Origin of the sequence: Actinacidiphila acididurans (assembly GCF_016918855.1) — a bacterium.
GTDB lineage: Bacteria > Actinomycetota > Actinomycetes > Streptomycetales > Streptomycetaceae > Actinacidiphila > Actinacidiphila acididurans.
Window position 1 is genome coordinate 15,479 of sequence record NZ_JADKYB010000042.1, and the last position, 22,219, is coordinate 37,697.

The window sequence follows — 22,219 nt, forward strand, 5'->3', positions numbered from 1 at the left end:
GACGGGGCGGTCGACCGGCTTGTGCGTTCTTCGTGGTTTTGGCCGGTGGGTCCGGGTGATGTGGTTGCGCAGGCGGCGCCGGTTACTTTCGATGCGGCCACTCTTGAGATCTGGGGTGCTCTGCTGACGGGGGCGTGTGTGGCTGTTGCGCCGTCGGCCCGGTTGTCCGTGGGGGAGTTGGGCGGGTTTCTTGCGGGTGCTGGGGTGAGTGTGCTGTGGCTGACTGCCGGGTTGTTCCATGTTGTTGCCGATGTGGATCCTGGTGTGTTGGGTCCGGTGCGGTTGCTGTTGGCCGGTGGTGATGTGCTGGCGCCGTCCGCGTGTGCCCGGGTGTTGGGGCATCTGCCGGGGTTGCGGTTGTTGAACGGGTACGGTCCGACGGAGAATACGACCTTCACCACGGTGTATCCGGTTGTCGGGTCCGGGGCGGGCCGGGTGCCGATCGGTGTGCCGGTTGCCGATACCCGGGTTTATGTGCTGGATGAGCGGCTGGCGCCGGTTCCGGATGGTGTGGCGGGTGAGTTGTACACGGCCGGTGCGGGTCTGGGGCGTGGCTACCTGAACCACGCCGCGCTGACCGCGGAGCGGTTTGTGGCTGATCCGTTCACGCCGGGCGGGCGGCTGTATCGCACGGGTGATCTGGTGCGTTGGGGTGGCGGGGGGGATCTGGAGTTTCTGGGCCGTACCGATGATCAGGTGAAGGTGCGTGGTTTCCGGGTCGAGCCGGGTGAGGTCGAGGCGGCGTTGAACGGGCTCGGCGGGGTTGCCGGGTCGGTGGTGGTGGCCCGGGACGACACGCTGGTGGCCTACGTGGTGCCCGCCGACGTCGACATCGTGGCGGCCCGGGCGGCGCTGGCGGAGCGGCTGCCCGGTTACTTGGTGCCCTCGGTGATCGTGGCCCTGGACGCACTGCCGCTGACCGCGAACGGCAAAGTGGACCGGCGGCGGTTGCCCGCACCGGACGACGGAGAGCGGCGGGACGCTTCCCGGGGCCCGCGCGACGCCCGTGGGGAGTTGCTCTGCGCGGCCTTCGCCGAGGTGCTCGGCCGGGACCTGGTCGGGATGGACGACGACTTCTTCGCCCTCGGCGGGCACTCGCTGCTGGCCATCCGGCTGGTGTCGCGGATCCGGGTCGCGCTCGGGGTCGAGGTCCGCGTCCGGGACGTGTTCGCGTCGCCGACCCCGGCGGGGATCGGCCGGCTGATCGAAGGGGCGCGACCGGCCCGGCGATCGGTGACGGCGGCCGTCGTACGGCCGGAGACGCTCCCGCTGTCGTACGCGCAGCAGCGGCTCTGGTTCCTCGGGCGACTGGCCGGCCCCAACGCGACCTATAACATCCCCCTGGTCCTGCGAGTGTCGGGCGCGCTCGACATCGCCGCTCTGGGCCGGGCGCTCGAGGACGTGCTGCAGCGGCACGAGAGCCTGCGCACCCGGTTCCCCTCGGTCGACGGGCACCCGTACCAGCAGATCGGGCCGGTGCCGGACGGATTCGCCCCGGCGCCTGTGCGGGTCACGGCGGAGTCGCTGCGCGAACGGGTGGCGGCCGAGGCGGCGTACCCGTTCGATCTGGCCGTCGATCTTCCCCTGCGGGTGTCGTTGTTCGTGCCGGAGGACGGCGACGCCGGTGAGCACGTGCTCGTGCTGGTGCTGCACCACATCGCGGGCGACGGCGCCTCGATGGGCCCGCTCTGGCAGGACCTGTCGATCGCGTACGCCGCCCGCACGTGCGGCCAGGCCCCGGACTGGGTGCCCCCGGCGGTCCAGTACGCGGACTACGCCCTGTGGCAGCGGGACGTGCTGGGCTCGGACGACGACCCGGACAGCGTGCTGAGCTCCCAGGTCGCCTACTGGCGTACGGCGTTGGCCGGCGCCCCGGCGGAACTGGCGCTTCCGACGGACCGGCCTCGCCCGCCGGTGGCGAGCAACGAGGGAGCCGTCGTCGCCCTGGAACTCCCGGCCGGGCTCGCCGCGCGGCTGCGGGACCTGGGCCGCGAGCACCAGGCGACCCTGTTCATGGTGCTGCACGCGGCGGTGGCGGCCCTGCTGTCCCGGCTGGGCGCGGGGGACGACATCGTGGTGGGTACCCCGGTCGCCGGGCGTACCGACGAGGCGCTGGACGGCCTGGTCGGCCTGTTCGTCAACACGCTGGTGCTGCGGACTCCTCTGTCCGGCGACCCGGCGTTCACCGAGGTGCTGGGCCGGGCCCGGGAGGCCGGACTGGCGGCGCTCGAGCACCAGGACGTGCCGTTCGAGCGGCTGGTGGAGGAGTTGGCGCCCGAGCGGTCGCTGTCGCGGCACCCGCTGTTCCAGGTGATGCTGAGCCTGCAGCAGGCCGGCGCCGCGGCCCCGCGGTTGGACGGGGTCCAGGTCAAGCCGCTGTCGACGGCCGGCGCCGCCGCGAAGTTCGACCTGGAGTTCGCGTTCACCGAGGAACCCGGCGACGACGGGCTGACCGGCGTCATCCTGTACGCCGTCGAGCTGTTCGACCGGGACACGGTGGCCGGCCTCGCCGAGCGGCTGGTCCGGGTGCTGGAGGCGGTGGCCGCCGATCCGCGTACGCCGGTCTCGGCCCTGCCCGTGCTGGCTGCCGACGAGTACCGGCGGCTGACTGCGGGCTGGAACGACACCGCGGAGGACGTGCCCGCGGCCACGCTCGCGGAGCTGGTCATGGCCCAGGCCGTTCGGACCCCGGCGGCGACGGCTCTGGTCCGGCCCGGGGGCGACGTCGTCTCGTACGCCGAACTGGACGCCTGGTCGAACCGCCTGGCCCATCGCCTGCGCGCGGCCGGGGTCGGTCCGGAGTCACGGGTGGCGGTGGTGATGGACCGGTCGGCCGAGCTTGTCGCGGTCCTGCTCGCGGTCCTCAAGGCCGGCGGCGCTTACGTCCCGGTGGACCCGGACTACCCGCCGGCCCGGATCGCCTTCGTCCTCGACGACTCGGGCGCGCAGGTCGTGGTCGCCGACGGTCGCTCGGCCGGTGTCGACGCCGGCCCGCGGCACCTGATCGTCGTGCCGCAGCCGGACTCGGGTGCGGACCCGGGACCGGTGGCCGGACTGACGGTGCCGGGCAACGCCGCCTACGTGATGTACACCTCCGGGTCGACGGGTACACCCAAGGGCGTGATGGTGACCCACGCCAACGTGGTCAACCTCCTGTCCTGGATGCAGTCCCGGTACGCGCTGACCGCCGACGACCGGGTGCTGTTGAAGACGCCGATGGTGTTCGACGTGTCCGTCTGGGAGTTCTTCTGGCCGCTGGTGTGCGGAGCAGCGATCGTCGTGGCGGAGCCGCAGGGCCACCGGGACCCCGCCTACCTGGCCCGGGTGATCGCGGCGGAGCGGATCTCGGTGCTGCAGTTCGTGCCGTCGATGCTTGCCGTCTTCGTGCCCGCCGTACCTGCCCTGGACTGCCCGGACCTGCGCTGGGTGTGCTGCATCGGCGAGGCGCTGCCGCCCGCGGTGGCCGACGCCGCGTACCGGCTGTTCGGGGTGCCCGTCCAGAACCAGTACGGGCCCACCGAGACCACCGTGCTGTCCACGGAGTGGCCGTGCGACCCGGCGGCGGACAGCGGCCACGTACCGATCGGGCGGCCCATCGCCAACGCCCGGGTCTACGTCCTCGACGACCACCTCGTGCCGGTCCCGCCGGGAGTGCCGGGCGAGCTCTATATCGCCGGCGCCGGAGTGGCCCGGGGCTACCGCGGCCGGCCCGGTCTGACCGGCGGGCGCTTCGTCGCCGACCCGTTCGCCGGCGACGGCGGCCGGCTGTACCGCACCGGGGACGTGGTGCGCCGCGACGGCCGAGGCGTGCTGGAGTTCGTCGGCCGCACCGACGACCAGGCGAAGATCCGCGGCTTCCGGATCGAACCGGGCGAGGTCCAGGCCGTCCTGTCCGGTCTGCCCACGGTCGCCCAGGCCGCGGTGGTGGTCCGCGAGGACGTGCCGGGCGACAAGCGCCTCGTCGCCTACCTGGTGGCCGGCGGCGACACCGAGACCGCGGTGACCACGGCCCGGGAACGGGTGGCCGCCGATCTGCCCGAGCACCTGATGCCGTCGGCGTTCGTGCCGCTGGACGTGCTGCCACTGACCGTCAACGGCAAGCTGGACCGCGCCGCGCTGCCCGCTCCCTCGTACGACGGCGCGCCGACCGGCCGGGGACCGCGGTCCGTCCGCGAGGAGCTCATCGGCGCCGTGTTCGCCGAGGTGCTCGGGCTCGGCACGGTCGGCGCCGACGACAACTTCTTCGACCTCGGCGGCCACTCCCTGCTGGCGGTCACCCTGGTCGACCGGTTGAGCGCCGCCGGGGTGGCGGTGGACGTGCGGACCCTGTTCGAGGAGCCGACCGTGGCCCGGCTCGCCGCCGCTCCGGCCCGGGACCGGGTGGTCGTCCCGCCGTGCCTCATACCGGCGGACGCGACCGAGCTCACCGCCGCCATGGTGCCGCTGGCCGGCCTCACCGACGAGCACCTGGCCGTCGTGGCGGCCGCGGTGCCCGGCGGGGCCGCCAACGTCGCCGACGTCTATCCGCTGGCGCCGCTGCAGGAGGGCATCTTCTTCCACCACCGGATGGAGTCCAGCGACGGCGCCGAGCTCTACCTGAGCCGCCAGGTCGTCCGGTTCGCCTCCCGGGAGCGCCTGGACGCGTTCGTCGCCGCCTGGCAGCGGGTCGTCGACCGGCACGACATCCTGCGGACCGCCGTGCTCTGGCGCGACCTGCCGCATCCGGTCCAGGTGGTGCTGCGCACGGCGGAACTGCCGGTCGCCGAGATGGAGATCCCCGACCGACCGGACGGCGCGGACCCGGCGGGCTGGCTGCTGAGCCACTGCGAGCAGCCGATGGACCTGAGCCGGGCGCCGCTGATGGACGCGATCGCCGCCGCCGAGCCGGGCAGCGACCGGTGGCTGCTGGTCGTACGGGCGCACCACATCATGCAGGACCACACCGCGACCGACCTCGTCCTCGCCGAGGTGCGGGCGTTCCTGGAAGGCCGCGAGGAACAGTTGCCACCGGCCCGGCCGTACCGGGAGTTCGTCGGGCAGGCCGTGCTCGGCATCCCGCAGTCGGAGCACGAGGAGTACTTCGCCGGGCTGCTCGGCGACGTCACCGAGCCGACCGCCGCCTACGGGGTGCTCGACGTGCGCGGTGACGGCCGGGGCGTGGCGGAGGCGCGGGTCGTCCTGCCGCCGGACGCGGCACGGCAACTCCGCGAGCAGGCTCGCCGCCTCGGCGTCAGCCCGGCCACGGTGTTCCACGTGATCTGGTCGCGGGTCCTGGCGGCCGTCTCCGGGCGCGACGACGTCGTCTTCGGCACCATCCTGCTCGGACGCATGGCGGCCGGCGCGGGCGCGGCTCAGGTGCCGGGCCTGTTCATCAACACCCTGCCGGTGCGCGCCCGCACCGCCGGCCTGTCCGTGCTCGACGCCGTCCACGCGATGCGGTCGAGCCTGGCCGGGCTGATGGCGCACGAGCACGCCCCGCTCGCCCTGGCCCAGCGGGCCGGCGGGGTGAGCGCGCCCGCGCCGCTGTTCACCGCGGTGCTCAACTACCGGCACAGCGAGTCGGCGACGGGCCCGCGCACCGAGGGCGAGGTCGTCTGGGCCCAGGAGCGCACCAACTACCCGCTGACCGTGGCCGTCGACGACTTCGGTGACGGCTTCGGGCTGGCCGTGCAGGCGGTCGGGCCGATCGAGCCCGAGGCGGTGGCCGCCCTGTTCCGCACGGCGACGCTCGGCGTGATCGAGGCGCTCGCCGGCTCGCCCGGCCGCCGCCTCGACGCCGTCGCGGTGCTCGACGAGGCCGGTCTCGACCAGGTGGTGACCGGCTGGAACGACACCGCGCGGCCGGGCCCGTCCGCGACCGCGGCGGACCTGTTCGCGGCCCGCGCCGCCGAGCATCCGGACGCCCCGGCGCTCGTCGCCGACGGCGTCGAACTCACCTACGCACAGCTGGACGAGCGGGCCAACCGCCTGGCGCGGCTGCTGATCGACCGCGGCGTACGCCCGGAGGTCCGGGTGGGCGTCCTGATGAGCCGCTCGGCCGAACTCGTGGTGACCCTGCTCGCGGTGGCCAAGACCGGGGGAGCGTACGTCCCGCTGGATCCGGGTTATCCGCCGGCCCGGACAACGGCCCTGTTCGCCGACGCCGGCGTGGCTCTGGTGCTCACCGACTCCACCGACCACGGACTGCCCGAGCCGGTCGCCGTGCTGATGGTCGCGGAGGCCGAACGGGCGGCGGCCGGCCGGCCGGGAACCGACCCCGGCATCCGACGTCACCCCGGCGCGGGCGCGTACGTCATGTTCACCTCGGGCTCGACCGGTCGGCCGAAGGGGGTCTGCGTCAGTCACCGTGACGTGGTGGATCTGGTTTCCGACCGGTGCTGGGGGTTCGAGGGCCGCGCGCGGGTGTTGATGCGTGCTCCGCATTGGTTCGACGCGTCGGTGTACGAGCTCTGGGTGCCGTTGGTTTCGGGTGGCACGGTGGTGGTTGCGGGTCCGGAGCGTTTCGATGCTTCGGTGTTGCGCCGGTCGGTGGCCGAGCACGGGCTGACTCATGTGCACCTGACGGCTGGGCTGTTCCGGGTGGTGGCTCTGGAGGATCCGGGGGCGTTCGGGGGCCTTGTCGAGGTGAGTACGGGTGGTGATGTGGTGCCGGCCGAGGCGGTGTCGCGGGTGCTGGAAGCGGTGCCGGGGATTGTGGTCCGTAATACGTACGGGCCGACGGAGATGACGTTGTGTGTGACGCAGGTGGCGTTCACCGACGTGTCGCAGGTGGGTGGGGTGTTGCCGGTCGGTCGTCCGATGGACAACACCCGGGTGTATGTGCTGGACGATCGTCTGCGCCCGGTGCCGGTGGGAGTGGCCGGTGAGTTGTATCTGGCGGGTGCGGGGATGGCTCGTGGTTATCTCGGCCGCTCGGGCCCGACCGGCGAGCGCTTCGTCGCCGATCCGTTCGGCGGTTCCGGCGGGCGTCTGTATCGCACGGGTGACCTGGCCCGGTGGACCGCCGACGGGCTGCTGGAGTTCGCCGGTCGTGTCGATGATCAGGTGAAGGTGCGCGGGTTCCGGGTCGAGCCGGGTGAGGTCGAGGCGGCGCTGACCGGGTTGCCGGAGGTCGCCCAGGCGGTGGTGACCGCGCGTGAGGACGGGCCGGGTGGTAAGCGGTTGGTGGCCTATGTGGTGCCTGCGGAGAGTGCCGATGGGGTCGATCAGGCCGCGTTGCGGGTGGCTCTCGCGCGGGTGCTGCCGGAGTTCATGCTGCCCTCGGTGTTCGTGGCCCTGGAGGCGCTGCCCCTGACCGGCAACGGCAAGGTCGACCGTGGGGCGTTGCCGGCGGACGAGTTCGTCGGCGCGACGAAGGGCCGCGGCCCGCAGACCGCCCGCGAGGAGATCCTCTGCGCCGTGTTCGCCGAGGTGCTCGGGCTCGACACGGTCGGCGTCGACGACAGCTTCTTCGACCTCGGCGGTCACTCGCTGCTCGCGGTGACGCTCGTGGAGCGGCTGCGGGCCCGGGGCGTCTCGGTCGACGTGCGCACCCTGTTCGCCGAGCCGACGGTGGCCCGCCTGGCGGCCGTGGCCGGCCGCGAACGGGTGCAGGTGCCCCCGGTGCTCATCCCGGAGAACCCCGCGGCGATCACCGCCGAGATGGTGCCGCTGTCCGGCCTCACCACCGGGCAACTGGCCACCGTTGCCGCCCAGATCCCGGGCGGGGCGGCCGAGATCGCCGACGTGTACCCGCTCGCCCCACTGCAGGAGGGCCTGTTCTTCCACCACCGGCTGCACGAGGCCGACGCCCACGATCCGTACCTGCTCGACGTGGTGCTGCGGTTCGGCCACCGCTCCGGGCTCGACGCCTTCCTGGCCGCCTGGCAACAGGTGATCGACCGGCACGACATCCTGCACAGCAGCGTGGTCTGGGAGGGCCTGCCGTACCCGGTGCAGGTGGTTCGGCGCGGGGCGGTCATGCCGGTCACCGAGGTCGATCGGGCCACCGCCCCCGCGGGCGCGGACCCCGTCGCGTGGCTGCTGGAACGGGCCGCCGAGCCGATGGATCTGACCCGGGCGCCGCTGATGCACGCGTACGTAGCGGCCGAACCGGGCGGTGACCGGTGGCTGCTGGTGCTGCGCAGCCATCACATCGTGCAGGACCACACGACGATTGATGTGGTGCTGGCGGAGGTGCGTGCGTTTGTGGAGGGTCGGCAGGGTGAGTTGCCGCCGTCGTTGCCGTATCGGGAGTTCGTGGGGCAGGCGCTGCTGGCGGTGTCGAGGGCGGAGCATGAGGAGTACTTCGCCGGGTTGCTGGGTGGTGTGTCGGAGCCGACGGCGCCGTTCGGTGTGCTGGATGTGCGTGGGGACGGTACGGGTGTTTCGGAGGCGCGGGTGGCGTTGCCCGCTGAGGTGGCCGGGCAGGTGCGGGAGCAGGCGCGGCGGTTGGGGGTGAGTGCTGCGACGGTGCTGCATGTGGCCTGGTCGCGGGCGTTGGCGGTGATGGCCGGCCGTGAGGACGTTGTGTTCGGGACGATCCTGTTCGGGCGGGTGCAGGCCGGTGCGGGTGGTGACCGGGTGCCGGGCCTGTTCATCAATACGCTGCCGGTGTATGCCCGTACGGGTGCGGTGTCGGTGGCGGATGCGGTTCGGGGGATGCGGGATCAGCTGGCCGAGTTGATGGTGCACGAGCATGCGTCGCTGGCCCTGGCCCAGCGGGCGTCGCGGGTGCCGGCGCCGGCGCCGTTGTTCACGGCTCTGTTCAACTACCGGCATACCGGTGTGCCCGGTGCTGGTGACGGGCCGCAGGTGCCGCCGCCGGTCACCGACGACGCCGAGCAGCTGTGGGGCGAGGAACGTACGAACTATCCGCTGCTGGTGTCGGTCAACGACGCCGGCCCGGGCGCCCCGGTCGCATTCGAGTTCGTGGTGCAGGCGACCGCCCCGATCGACGCGGGCGCGGTGGCCGCCATGCTGAAGGCGGCCACCGTCTCCCTCGTCGAGGCGCTGGCCACCGACCCGGGCAGCGCGCTGGAACGGGTGGCGGTGCTCGACGACGCCGACAGCAGGCAGATGCTGACCGGCTGGAACGACACCGCCATGCCGGTCCCGCCCGGCACCCTGCCCGGCTTGTTCGCGCAGCAGGCGGCCCGGACCCCGGAGGCCGTCGCGCTCACCTTCGAGGGCGGGCACCTGTCCTACCGCGAGCTCGATCGGCGCTCCGACCGGCTGGCCCGCGAGCTGGCCGGGCGCGGGGTGGGTCCGGAGTCCCGGGTCGCGGTGCTGATGGACCGCTCGGAGCGGCTGCTCGTGGCCCTGCTGGCCGTGCTCAAGGCCGGTGGCGCGTACGTGCCGATCGACCCGGGCTACCCGGCCGAGCGCACCGGCTGGCTGATCCGGGACTGCGGCGCCGAGCTGATCCTGGCCGACGTCCCGCTGACCGCCGTTTCGGCCGAGGTCCCCGTACTGGTGGTGGACGACGGCCCGGCACCGGCCGGCGAGGCACCGGACGGCGAGGCCCCGTTCGCGACGCCGGCCATCGGGGCGAACGCCGCGTACGTCATGTACACCTCCGGGTCGACCGGTACCCCGAAGGGCGTGGTGGTCACCCACGCCGGCGTGCTGAACCTGCTGGCCGGGATGCAGGACCGCTACGGGCTGACCGCGGACGACCGGGTGCTGCTGAAGTCGCCCACCGTGTTCGACGTGTCGGTCTGGGAGGTGTTCTGGCCGCTGCTGCAGGGCTCGACGATCGTGGTCGCGGCGGCGGACGGTCACCGTGACCCGGCGTACCTGGCGGCCCTCATCGAGCGGGAACGGGTGACGGTGCTGCAGTTCGTGCCGTCGATGCTGGCCGCCTACGTGCGCCGGGCCACGGCGGGAGCGGGACACGTCCGGTGGCTGTTCTGCGCCGGCGAGGCTCTGCCGGCCCGGCTGCGCGACGAGGCCGAGGCGCTGTTCGGGGTCCCGGTGCACAACCAGTACGGCCCGACCGAGGCCACGGTGCTGGCCAGCGTATGGCGGTGCGACCGGGACGCCGACGGCGAGACCGTGCCGATCGGGCGCCCCCTGCCGAACACCCGCCTCTACGTGCTCGACGACGGGCTGCGCCCGGTGCCGGTCGGCGTGCCGGGCGAGCTGTACATCGCCGGCGCCGGAGTGGCCCGCGGCTACCAGGGCCGGCCGGGCCTGAGCGGGCAGCGGTTCGTCGCCGACCCGAACACCCCGGGGGCCCGGCTGTACCGCAGCGGCGACGTCGTCCGGTGGACGCGGCACGGGGTGCTGGAATACCTGGGCCGCTCGGACGACCAGCTGAAGGTGCGGGGTGTCCGGATCGAGCCCGGGGAGATCGCCGCGGCCCTGGCCGCCGAGCCAGGGGTCGCCCGCGCGGCCGTGGTCGTGCGCGAGGACCAGCCCGGCGACCGGCGGCTGGTCGCCTACGTCGTCCCGGACGGCCCGGTGGATCTGGCCGCCGTCCGGGCCTCGGTGGCCGGGCGCCTGCCCGAGCACCTGGTGCCGTCCGCGTTCGTCCGCCTCGACGCGCTGCCGGTGACCCCGAACGGCAAGCTGGACCGGGCGGCCCTGCCGGCTCCCGGCCGCGACCGGACGGCCTCCGGCGGCCGCGGGCCGGAGACGGTCCGCGAGGAGATCCTCTGCGCGGCGTTCGCTGAGGTGCTCGACGTCGCCTCGGTCGGCGTCGACGACAGCTTCTTCGACCTCGGCGGCCACTCGCTGCTCGCGGTGACGCTCATCGAACGGCTGCGCTCGCGCGGGGTGTCGGTGGACGTCCGCACGCTGTTCGCCGAGCCGACCGTCGCCCGGCTGGCCGCCGTCGCCGGTCGCGCGCCGGTCGAGGTACCGCCGTGCCTGATCCCGGACGAGGCGCACGAGATCACCGCCGAGATGGTGCCGCTGTCCGGGCTGAGCACCGAGCAGCTTGCCACGGTCGCAGCCGGCGTGCCCGGCGGCGCCCGTGGCATCGCCGACGTCTACCCCCTCGGCCCGCTGCAGGAGGGGCTGTTCTTCCACCATCAGCTCCGGGCGGGCGCGGGCGACGACGATCCCTACCTGATGCGTACGGTGCTCAGGTTCGCCTCCCGGGCGGAGGCCGACGCGTTCCTGGCCGCCTGGCAGCGGGTCGTCGACCGGCACGACATCTTCCGCACCGCCCTGGCCTGGGACTCCCTGCCGTACGCCGTGCAGGTGGTGCACCGGCGCGCCACGATGCCGGTCGTCGATCACGGCCACGCGGGCGCAGAAGAGGGCGAGCGGGCGGTCGCATGGCTGCTGGAGCGCTGCGCGCAGCCGATCGACGTCGCGATCGCGCCGATGATGGACGCCCACCTCGCCGCCGAGCCGGGCACCGGCCGTCAGCTGGTGGTGCTGCGCAGCCACCACATCGTGCAGGACCACACCACCATCGACGTCGCGCTGGCCGAGGTGCGGGAGATCCTGGCCGGCCGCGCCGACGAGCTCGCGCCGCCCCGGCCGTACCGGGAGTTCGTCGCTCAGGCGCTGCTTAGCGTGCCGAGGGCCGAACATGAACGGTACTTCTCCGGGCTGCTCGGCGACGTCACCGAGCCCACCGCGCCGTTCGGCGTCCTCGACGTGCGGGGGGACGGCGGCGACGTCCGCGAGGTGCGGGTGGCCCTCGACGACGACGTCGCCACCCGCGTACGGGAGCGGGCCCGCGCGGCCGGGGTGAGCCCGGCGACGCTGTTCCACGTCATCTGGTCGCGGGCGGTGGCCGCCATGTCCGGCCGCGCGGACGTCGCCTTCGGTACCGTCCTGTTCGGCCGGCTGCAGGCGGGCGCGGGCGCGGACCGTGCGGCCGGGGTCTTCCTCAACACCCTGCCGGTGCGGACCGCGACGGCCGGAGTCGGGGTCGCCGACGCCGTCCGGGCCATGCGGGGCCGACTCGCCGACCTGATGGCCCACGAACACGCGTCGCTCGCGCTCGCCCAGCGGTGCAGCGGCGTGACAGCGCCTGACCCGCTGTTCACCGCGATCCTCAACTACCGCTACACCGCTGTCCCCGCCGAGCCGGCCGGGGATCTCCCGGCGGCGGAGTTCGAGCAGGTCTGGGGACAGGAGCGGACCAACTACCCGCTGACGGTGTCCATCAACGACCCGGGCACGGCCGGCTTCGAGTTCGTGGTGCAGGCGGCGGTCCCGATCGACGCCGGGACGGTCGTGGAGGTGCTGCGGACGGCGACCGCGGGCGTGGTGGACGCGCTGGAGCGGGCGCCGCAGACGCCGCTGGACCGGATCCCGGTGCTGGGCGACGCCACCCGCGACCGGGTCCTCACCGCCTGGAACGCCACGGATCGGCCGCTGCCCGCCGCCTCGGTCGTCGAGCTGATCGACCGGCACGCCCGCGCGACGCCGGACGCGACGGCGATCGGCGACGCCCGGCGACCGATCACGTACGAGCAGCTGGCGAAGCGGTCCGGTCAGGCGGCCGCCGCGCTCGCCGCCCGGGGCGTGCGGCCGGGCTCGCGAGTGGCGCTCGTGGCGGCGGCCTCGGCGGAGCTGATCTGCTGGATGTCCGGCGTGCTGCGCGCGGGGGCGGCGTACGTGCTGATCGACCCCGCGACGTCGGCCGAGGGGATCACGGCGACGACCGGCGAGCTGGGCGTGACGCTGGTGCTGACCGGTGCGGATCTGGACGCGGCGCTCGACGGCGAGCCGACCGGCGCTTTCCTCCCGGGCCCGGCGGCCTACCTGACGTACGGTCCGGGCGGCGGCGTCGCGGTGACGCACCCCGCGCTGGTCAACCGGGTGTCCTGGCAGGGGCGCGACCTGCTCGAGGCCGGCGAACGGGTGCTGGTCCAGGCACCGGTGAGCGCGAACTCGTTCCACGACGAGGTCTGGCTCGGCCTGGCCGCCGGCGCCGAACTCGTGTTGGCCCGGCCCGGCGGCCACCGCGACGCCCGCTACCTGGCCGACCTGATCGAGGACCGGGGAGTGACCACGGCCCTGTTCTCGCCGGCCGGCCGGGCCGCGTTCGCCGGCGAGTCCCCGCGTACCGACCCGAGGCTGGTGCTCGTCGACGGGGCCGCGACGGGCACCGGTTTCCCGGAGACCTCGGGGACGGTGCTCGCGGACGGCAGGCCCGTCGGCAACACCCGGGTCTACGTGCTGGACGGCCGGCTGCGGCCGGTGCCGATCGGCGCGCCCGGCGAGCTGTACGTCGCGGGGGTCCAGGTGGCGCCCGGCTACGACGGCGACCCCGCGCGTACCGCCCGGCGATTCGTACCGGATCCGTTCGGGGCCCGCGGCGGACGGCTGTTCCGCACCGGCTTCCCGGCCCGCTGGACCCCGGACGGCCGGATCGAGCCGCTCGGTACGCCCGCCCCGGACGGGCTGCTCGATCCCGGCGCGCTGCGGTCGGTGCTGGCCGGCCACCCCGGCGTGGCCGGAGCCGCGGTGCTGGCCCGGGGAGACGAGCTGACCGCCTACGTCGTGGCGACCGGCGAACTCGGCGCCGGGGAGCTGCGGGACTGGCTGGCGCAGCGCTGGCCCGGCCCGGTCGGCCTGGTCCTCGTGGAGGTGTCCCGGGACGACCCCGACGCCGCGGTGGCCCTCTCCGGCGGCCGCGAGCCCCGCAACCCGCGGGAGGAGGGCCTGTGCGCGGTCTTCGCCGAGCTGCTCGGGCTCCCGCGCGTCGGGATCGACGACAACTTCTTCGCGCTGGGCGGCCACTCGCTGCTGGCGACCCGTCTGGTGTCGGTGATCCGGGCCCGGCTCGGGGTCGAGATCGCCCTGCGCGACGTCTTCGAGGCACCCACGGTCGCCGGGCTGGTCACCCGGATCGATCCCACCGCCCCCGTACGGCCTGCCCTGCGCCGCATGCGACCGGACGACAGTTCCGCCGATCGAAGGAGTTCATCGTGATCCCCGCCTCGTACGGCCAGCGTCGTCTGTGGTTTCTCGATCAGGTTCTGGACGAGGGTGTCTACAACACGAATCTGGTGGTACGGCTGACCGGCGTGCTCGACCGGGCGGCCCTCGAACAGGCGCTGGCCGACGTGCTCGCCCGGCACGAGAGCCTGCGCACCCGGTTCACCACGGTGGACGGGCTGCCGTACCAGGAGATCACGCGGCCCGGCGAGGTGCCGGTCACGCTGCCGGCCGTGCCCGCCACCCGTGAGACGCTGCCGGAGCTGATGCGGGCCGCCACGACGTACCGGTTCGATCTGGCCGTGGACATCCCCGTGCGGGCCACGCTGTTCGAGCTGTCCGGCAACGAGTGGGTGCTCGCCGTCGTCATGCACCACATCGCCGGCGACGGCTGGTCGATGGGCCCGCTCTGGCGTGACATCGGTACGGCGTACACGGCGCGGGTCGGCGGCCGGGAACCCGGGTGGGAGGAACTGCCGGTCCAGTACGCCGACTACACCCTGTGGCAGCGGGAACTGCTCGGCGCGGAGGACGACTCCGCCAGCCTGCTCACCAAGCAGATGGACTACTGGCGGGAGGCGCTGGCCGGCCTCCCCGAGGAGCTGCCGCTGCCGTCCGACCGGCCGCGCCCGCCGGTGGCCAGCTATCGCGGCGGCGCCGTCACCTTCGAGATCCCGGCCGACGTCCACGACCGGCTGCGAGCGTTCGCCCGCGACCAGCAGGCCACCGAGTTCATGGTGGTGCAGGCCGCGGTGGCGGTGCTGTTGTCCCGGCTCGGTGCGGGCACCGACATCCCGATCGGCACGCCGGTGGCCGGGCGGACCGACGCCGCCCTGGACGACCTGGTCGGATTCTTCGTCAACAACCTCGTGCTGCGCACCGACGTGTCCGGCGATCCCACGTTCGCCGGCCTGGTCGCGCGGACGCGGGCGGTCGGTCTCGCCGCGTACGAGCACCAGGACGTGCCGTTCGAGCGGCTGGTCGAGGGCCTCGCGCCGGAGCGCTCCCTGGCCCGGCACCCGTTGTTCCAGGTCATGGTCACCCTGGAGAACAGCCAGAGCACGCGGGCCGAGGGCGGCGCGGCCGGTCAGGTCACCGCTTTGCCGGGGCTGCGTGCGGAGGCCGTGCCCGGTGCCACCACGTCGGCCCGGGTCGACCTCGAGTTCACGTTCATCGCTCGCTTCACCGACGACCGCCGCCCCCAGGGGCTGGCCGGGTCGATCGTGTTCGCCCGCGACCTGTTCGACGACGAGACCGTGCACCGCTTCGGCGAGCGGCTGACCCGCATCCTGACCGCGGCGGTGGCGGACCCGTCGACCCGGGTGAGCCGGCTGCCGCTGCTCGACGCGGACGAGTCGTGGAAGGTACTGACCGCCTGGAACGACACGGCGACCGGCGGCGCCCCGGGAACGCTGGCCGGGCTGCTGGCGGAGCAGGCCCGCCGTACGCCGGACGCGGTCGCGCTGGTGGCCGGGGACACCACCGTCTCGTACGCGGATCTCGACCGCCGCTCGAACCGGCTGGCGCGGGCGCTGATCGAGCGGGGCGCCGGCCCCGAGTCGCGGATCGGCGTCGTGCTCGACCGCTCGATCGAGCTCGTGGTGGCGCTGGTGGCGGTCCTCAAAGCCGGTGCCGCGTACGTCCCGGTCGACGCGGCCTACCCGCAGTCGCGCATCGACCTGATCCTCGGCGACGCCGGGGTCGCGCTGGTGCTCGCCGGCGAACGGACCGCGGCCCTCGCCGGTGACCGCGCGGTGCTGGTGGCCGACCCGGCGGAGGAGTACTCGGCCGAACCGGTCACCGACGCCGACCGCCGTGCCCCGCTGCGCCCCGATCATCCCGCGTACGTGATCTACACCTCCGGCTCGACCGGCGTGCCCAAGGGCGTGGTGGTCCAGCACGCGAGCGTGGTCAACCTCGCCGCCGTGCAGGCCGGGCGGTTCGGGACGGGCCCGGACAGCCGGGTCCTGCAGTTCGCGTCGCCCGGCTTCGACGCGGCCACCTGGGAACTGGTGATGGCCCTGTGCTCCGGCGCCCGGCTCGTCATCGCCGCCGCGGACGAACTGCTGCCCGGGGCCGGGCTGGAGACGGTCATCGCCCGGCACGGGGTGACCCACGCGACGCTGCCGCCGGCGGTGTTGTCGATGCTGGCGCCGGCCGCCCTGACCGGGGTGACCACGCTCGTGTCCGCCGGGGAGGCGCTCGGCCGGGAACAGGTGGCGCGCTGGGCGGCGGGGCGCAGGTTCGTCAACGCGTACGGGCCGACCGAGGTGACCGTGTGCGCGACGATGACCGCCGCCCTCGACCCGGCCGGCGAGCCGGTGATCGGCACCCCCAACGACAACACCCGCGTCTACGTCCTCGACGACGGCCTGGCCCCGGTGGCGCCGGGCATCGTGGGGGACCTGTACGTCGCCGGCGCCGGGGTCGCGCGCGGCTACCTGGGCCGGCCGGACCTGACCGGGCAGAGCTTCGTCGCCGACCCGTTCGGCGGCCGCGGCGCCCGGATGTACCGCACCGGGGACCGGGTGTCCTGGACGGCCGGCGGCGAGCTGGTCTTCGCCGGCCGTGCCGACGACCAGGTCAAGATCCGTGGCTTCCGGGTCGAGCCGGGCGAGGTCGAGGCCGTCCTCGGCGCGAGCGGCCTGGTCGCCGACGTCGTGATCACCGTCCGCGACGACGGCCCGGGCGGGCGGCGGCTGGTCGCGTACGTGGTGCCGCTCGGCGACGGTGCGGTGGCGGACGGGCTGCGGGCGTACGGGGCGAAGCATCTGCCTGAGCACCTCGTGCCCGCGGCGTTCGTCGAGCTGCCGGCGCTGCCGCTGACGCCGAACGGCAAGGTGGACCGGGCGGCCCTGCCCGCCCCGGTCGTCGGCGGCGGGGCCGGGGGCGCGCCGCGGACCGTACGGGAACAGATCATCTGTGCCGCCTTCGCCGAGGTGCTGCGCCGCGACGTGGTCGGCGTCGAGGACGACTTCTTCCGCCTGGGCGGCCACTCGCTGCTGGCGGTGCGGCTGATCGAACGGCTGCGCGCCCGTGGGGTCTCCGTCGACGTCGGTACGCTGTTCGCCGAGCCGACCCCGGCTCGGCTGGCCGCGGTGGCCGGCCGCGAGCGGGTCGAGGTGCCGCCGGTGTCCATCCCGGAGCACCCCGAGCGGATCACCGCCGAAATGGTGCCGCTGGCCGCCCTGACCACCGAAGAACTGGCCACCGTGGTCGCTGGTGTGCCCGGCGGAGCGGCCAACGTGCTGGACATCTACCCGCTCGCGCCCCTTCAGGAAGGGCTGTTCTTCCTGCACAACCTCGGCTCGGGCGACGGGCGTGACCCGTACCTGGCCCGGCAGGTGTTCGAGTTCGACTCCCGGGACCGGCTCGACGCCTTCCTGAGCGCCTGGGAGCAGGTCGTCGCCCGGCACGACATCCTGCGCAGCTGCCTGGCCTGGAAGGGGCTGCCGCACGCCGTCCAGGTCGTCCACCGCCGGGTCGCCCTGCCGGTGACCGAAGTGGACCTGAGCGGGCCGGCGGCGCTGGAGAACCCGGTCCAGGCACTGCTCGCCCGGTGCGCGGAGCCGATGGACCTGGGCCGGGCGCCGCTGCTGGACGTGCACGTCGCGGCGGATCCCCGCTCGGGCGGCGAGTCCTGGCTGTTGGTGCTGCGCACGCACCACATCCAGCACGACCACGTCACGATGGACCTGCTGCTCGGCGAGGTCGAGACGATCCGGGCCGGCCGGGCGGCCGAGCTGGCCCCGGTCCTGCCCTACCGCGAGTTCGTCGGTCAGGCCCGGCTGGCCGTGCCGGAGGCCGAGCACGAGGCCTACTTCGCCGGGCTGCTCTCCGGCGTGCACGAGCCGACGGTGCCGTACGGCGTGCTCGACCTGCCCGGCGGTGGTGCCGGCATCCGCGAGCACCGGGTGATGATCCCGCTCGCGCTGGCCGAGCGCCTGCGCGAGCGGGCCCGGCTGGCGGGGGTCAGCCCGGCCGTCGTGTTCCACGTGATCTGGTCGCGGGTCCTGGCCTCGGTGTCCGGCCGCGCCGACGTCGTCTTCGGCACCGTGATGCTGGGCCGGATGCAGGGTGGCACCGGCGCCGACCGGGTCGCCGGGCTTTTCAACAACACCCTGCCGGTGTACGCGCACACGGCCGGCCTCGGCGTCGAAGCGGCCGTGCACGCGATGCAGCGGCAGCTCGCCGACCTGATGGCCCACGAGCACGCCTCGCTCGCGGTCGCGCAGCGGGGCAGCGGGGTGGCCGCGCCGTCGCCGTTGTTCACGGCGGCCCTCAACTACCGCCAGAACACCGGGGTCACCGGAACCGAACCGGGCCGCGCCCCCGAGGGCTTCCGGCAGATCCTCGCGGAGGACCGCACCCACTATCCGCTGGCCGGCGCCGTCGACGACTTCGGCCCCGGCGGCTTCGGCTTCACCGTCCAGGCCGTGGCGCCGATCGACGCCGTCGACGTGGCAGCCCTGATGCTGACGGTCACCCGCGGCGTGGTGTCCGCCCTCGAGAACGACCCGGGCACGGCACTGGACGCCGTTCCGGTGCTCGACGAGGCTGCGGTGCGGCGCCAGCTCGTCGAATGGAACGCCACCGGCACGGCGGTGCCCGGCGGGACCCTGCTGGAACTGCTCGCCACGCGTACGCCCGAGGCCGTGGCGGTCGTGGACGGCGACGAACGGATGACGTACGCCGAGCTGGACACCCGGTCCAACCGGCTGGCACGGCGGCTGATCCACGCCGGGGTGGGGCCCGAGTCGCGGGTCGGCGTGGCGATGCGCCGCTCGGCCGGTGTGCTGGTAGCGGTGCTGGCGGTGCTCAAGGCCGGCGGCGCGTACGTCCCGCTCGACCCCGACCATCCGCCGCAGCGCCTGCGCTCGGTGCTGCGCGACGCGGGGGCCCAGGTGACGCTGGCCGACGAGGACACGGCCGGGCTGACCGGGACGGTGATCGTCGTCGGCTCCGAGGAGGCGGACCAGTCCGGCGACCCCGTGACGGACGCCGACCGGGGTGGCCGCGTGCTGCCCGGCCACCCCGCGTACGTGATCTACACGTCCGGGTCGACGGGCGAGCCCAAGGGCGTGGTCGTCACCCACGCCGGCGTGGTCAACCTGCTGAGCTGGATGCAGGACGAGTACGCCCTCACCCCGGCCGACCGCGTCATGCTCAAGACGCCGCTGGTGTTCGACCCGTCGGTCTGGGAGCTCTTCTGGCCACTGCTGGCCGGGGCGTCGATCGTGGTGGCCGCCCCCGACGGGCACCGCGACCCCCGCTACCTGGCCCGCCTGATCGCCTCCGCGGGCGTCACGGTGACGCAGTTCGTCCCCTCGATGCTGGCCGCCTTCGTCCAGGAACGGGACGCGGCGCGGTGCCCGAGCCTGCGGCTGGTGTTCGCCGGCGGGGAGCCGCTGACCGCCGCGATCCGCGACCGGGCCGAGGCCGCCCTTGGACTGCGCATCCGCAACCCGTACGGACCCACTGAGACCACGGTGCTGGTGACCGCCTGGGAGTGCGACCCGGCCCGCGACGGCGAGGTCGTGCCGGTCGGGCGGCCGATCCACAACACCCGCGCGTACGTGCTCGACGACCGGCTCCGCCCGGTGCCCGCCGGTGTGGCCGGAGAGCTCTACCTCGCGGGCGCCGGAGTGGCCCGCGGCTACCTGGCCCGCGGCGGGCTGACGGCCGGGCGGTTCGTCGCCGATCCCTTCGGTACGCCCGGCGAACGGCTCTACCGCACCGGCGACGTCGCGCGCTGGGGTGCCGGCGGGGTGCTCGAGTACGTCGGCCGCGCCGACGAGCAGGTCAAGGTCCGCGGCTTCCGGGTCGAGCCCGGCGAGATCGAGGCGGTGCTGCGCGCCGGCGGGCTCGTCGACCAGGCGGTGGTGGTCGCGCGCGGCGGCGAGGCCGACGATCGGCGGCTGGTCGCCTACGTGGTCGGCGGGGACGGTGCCGACCTGCGCGAACACCTCGCCGCGCGGCTGCCTGAGTACATGGTCCCGAGCACGTTCGTCACCCTCGGCGCCCTGCCGCTGACGGCCAACGGCAAGGTCGATCGGCGGGCCCTGCCCGAGCCCGGCGCCACCGCGGCCACGCCGGACCGGCCGGTCGCCCGGGACGGCCGGGAGGAGATCCTGCGCACCGTCTTCGCCGAGGTCCTGGGCGTCGCCTCGGTCGGCCCGCGGGACAGCTTCCTCGCCCTCGGCGGTCACTCGCTGTTGGCCATCACGCTGGTCGGCCGGATCCGGGCCGTGTTCGGCATCGACATCGGCCTGCGGGAGATGTTCGAGGACCCGACGGTGACCGGCGTCCTGCGTCTCATCGAGGCGGCCGGGACCGCGCGCCCGCCGGTGGTCGCCGGCCCGCGCCCGAGCGTGCTGCCGCTGTCGTTCGCCCAGCGCCGCCTGTGGTTCCTCAACCGGCTGGACGGCCCGAATGCGACCTACAACATCCCGATGGTGATGCGCGTCGAGGGCCGCCTCGACGTGGGCGCGCTGCGGTCGGCCCTGACCGACGTGGTCGACCGGCACGAGACGCTGCGCACCCGGTTCGTGCTGATCGACGGCCGGCCCGCGCAGCAGGTCCTCGAACCGGGGGCCGGCGTGCGGCTGGTCCTGGAAGCCGTCGAACCGGGCGAGGTACGCGAGCGGGTCGCCCGGGAGGCCGCGTACCCCTTCGATCTCGCCGCCGACCTGCCCCTGCGGGTCCGCTTGTTCGCCGTCGGCGCCGAGGAATTCGTCCTGGTCATCGTGCTGCACCACATCGCCGGCGACGGCGTGTCGATGGGGCCGCTCTGGCGCGACCTGGCGTCGGCGTACGAGGCCCGGCGGGCCGGGCAGGCACCACAGTGGACACCGCTGCCGGTCCAGTACGCGGACTACGCGCTGTGGCAGCACGAACTCCTGGGCGACGACGAGGACCCGGGGAGTCTGCTCAACGGTCAGCTTGCTTATTGGCGTGCGCGGTTGGCGGGTGCGCCGGTGGAGTTGGCGTTGGCGACGGATCGTCCTCGGCCGGCGCGGGCGGGGCATGTGGGGGGTGTGGTGCCGTTGGTGGTTTCGCCGGAGTTGCATGTGCGCTTGCGTTCTGTGGCGCGTGAGTATCAGGTGACGGTGTTCATGGTGGTGCAGGCTGCGGTGGTGGCTGTGTTGTCGCGGTTGGGTGCGGGTTCGGATGTGTCGTTGGGTACGCCGGTGGCGGGGCGGTTGGATGCGGGGTTGGAGGGTTTGGTCGGGTTTTTTGTGAATACGCTGGTGTTGCGGGTTGATGTGTCGGGTGATCCGTCGTTTGCTGATGTGCTGGGTCGGGTGCGGGAGTCGGCGCTGGGGGCGTTCGATCATCAGGATGTGCCGTTCGAGCGGTTGGTGGAGGAGTTGGCGCCGGAGCGGTCGCTGGCTCGCCATCCGCTCTTCCAGGTCATGCTCGACGTGCAGAGCGCGGTCACCCGGCCGGTGGAGTTGCCCGGCGTGGAGCTGACACCGCTGCGGGGCGAGGGCGCTACGGCCCGGTTCGACCTGGAGTTCTCGTTCGTGGAGCAGTTCACTTCCGATGGTGTGCCGGATGGTGTGACGGGTTCGGTGGTGTATGCGGCGGAGTTGTTCGACGAGTCGTCGGTGCGGGGGTTGGTGGATCGTTTCGTTCGGTTGCTGGGTGCGGGGGTGGCTGATCCGGGGGTGCGGGTGAGCCGGCTGCCGGTGCTGGACGAGTCGGAGGTGCGGTGTTTGGAGGAGTGGGGCGGTACGGGTGTTGCCGCTGTGCCTGAATCGGTGCTGGGTTCGGTGCCTGACTCGGTGTCTGATTCTGTGCCTGCTGTTGTGTCTGATTCGGTGTTGGGGTTGTTTGCGGGGTGGGTGGCGCGGACGCCGGATGCGGTGGCGGTTGTGTTCGAGGGGACTGTTGTGTCGTATGGGGAGTTGGATGCGTGGTCGTCGCGGGTTGCGGCTGGTCTGGTGGCGCGGGGTGCGGGTGTGGAGGTGCCGGTTGCTGTGGTGCTCCCGCGGTCGGTGGAGTTGATTGTGGTGTTGCTGGCGGTGTGGAAGTCGGGTGCGGCTTTCGTTCCTGTTGATCCGGATTATCCTGCTGAGCGGATCGCTGCGATCATTGCTGATTCGGGGGCGCGGCTGGTTGTTGATTCTGCCGATCTTCCGGGGCTGGTTGGTGATTCCGCCGATGTGGTGAATGCGTCGAGTGTTGATTCTTCGGGTGTTCCGGGTGTGTCGGGTGTGGGTGGGCCGTTGCCGGGTCAGGCGGCTTATGTGATGTTTACTTCGGGGTCGACGGGTCGTCCGAAGGGGGTGGTGGTTTCTCATGGGGGTGTGGGGAGTTTGTTGTCGTG

2 protein-coding genes (1 of these 2 only partly in view) are annotated in these 22,219 nt (G+C 73.5%); both read left to right on the plus strand.

Going from position 1 to position 22,219, the window contains the following annotated elements; all coding sequences use genetic code 11:
- A protein-coding gene (locus tag ITX44_RS39705; protein WP_307795707.1) for a non-ribosomal peptide synthase/polyketide synthase crosses the window boundary here: on the plus strand, nucleotides 1-13,881 show its end. The gene continues 15,474 nt to the left of window position 1, outside the view; 13,881 of the gene's 29,355 nt are visible here — the last part of the coding sequence; its start codon lies off the left edge, out of view; the stop codon is at nucleotides 13,879-13,881.
- Nucleotides 13,878-22,219, plus strand: an 8,342-nt coding sequence (locus ITX44_RS39710; protein WP_205364853.1) for a non-ribosomal peptide synthetase, incomplete at its 3' end; no start/stop codon positions are given. The genes ITX44_RS39705 and ITX44_RS39710, both read left to right, overlap by 4 nt.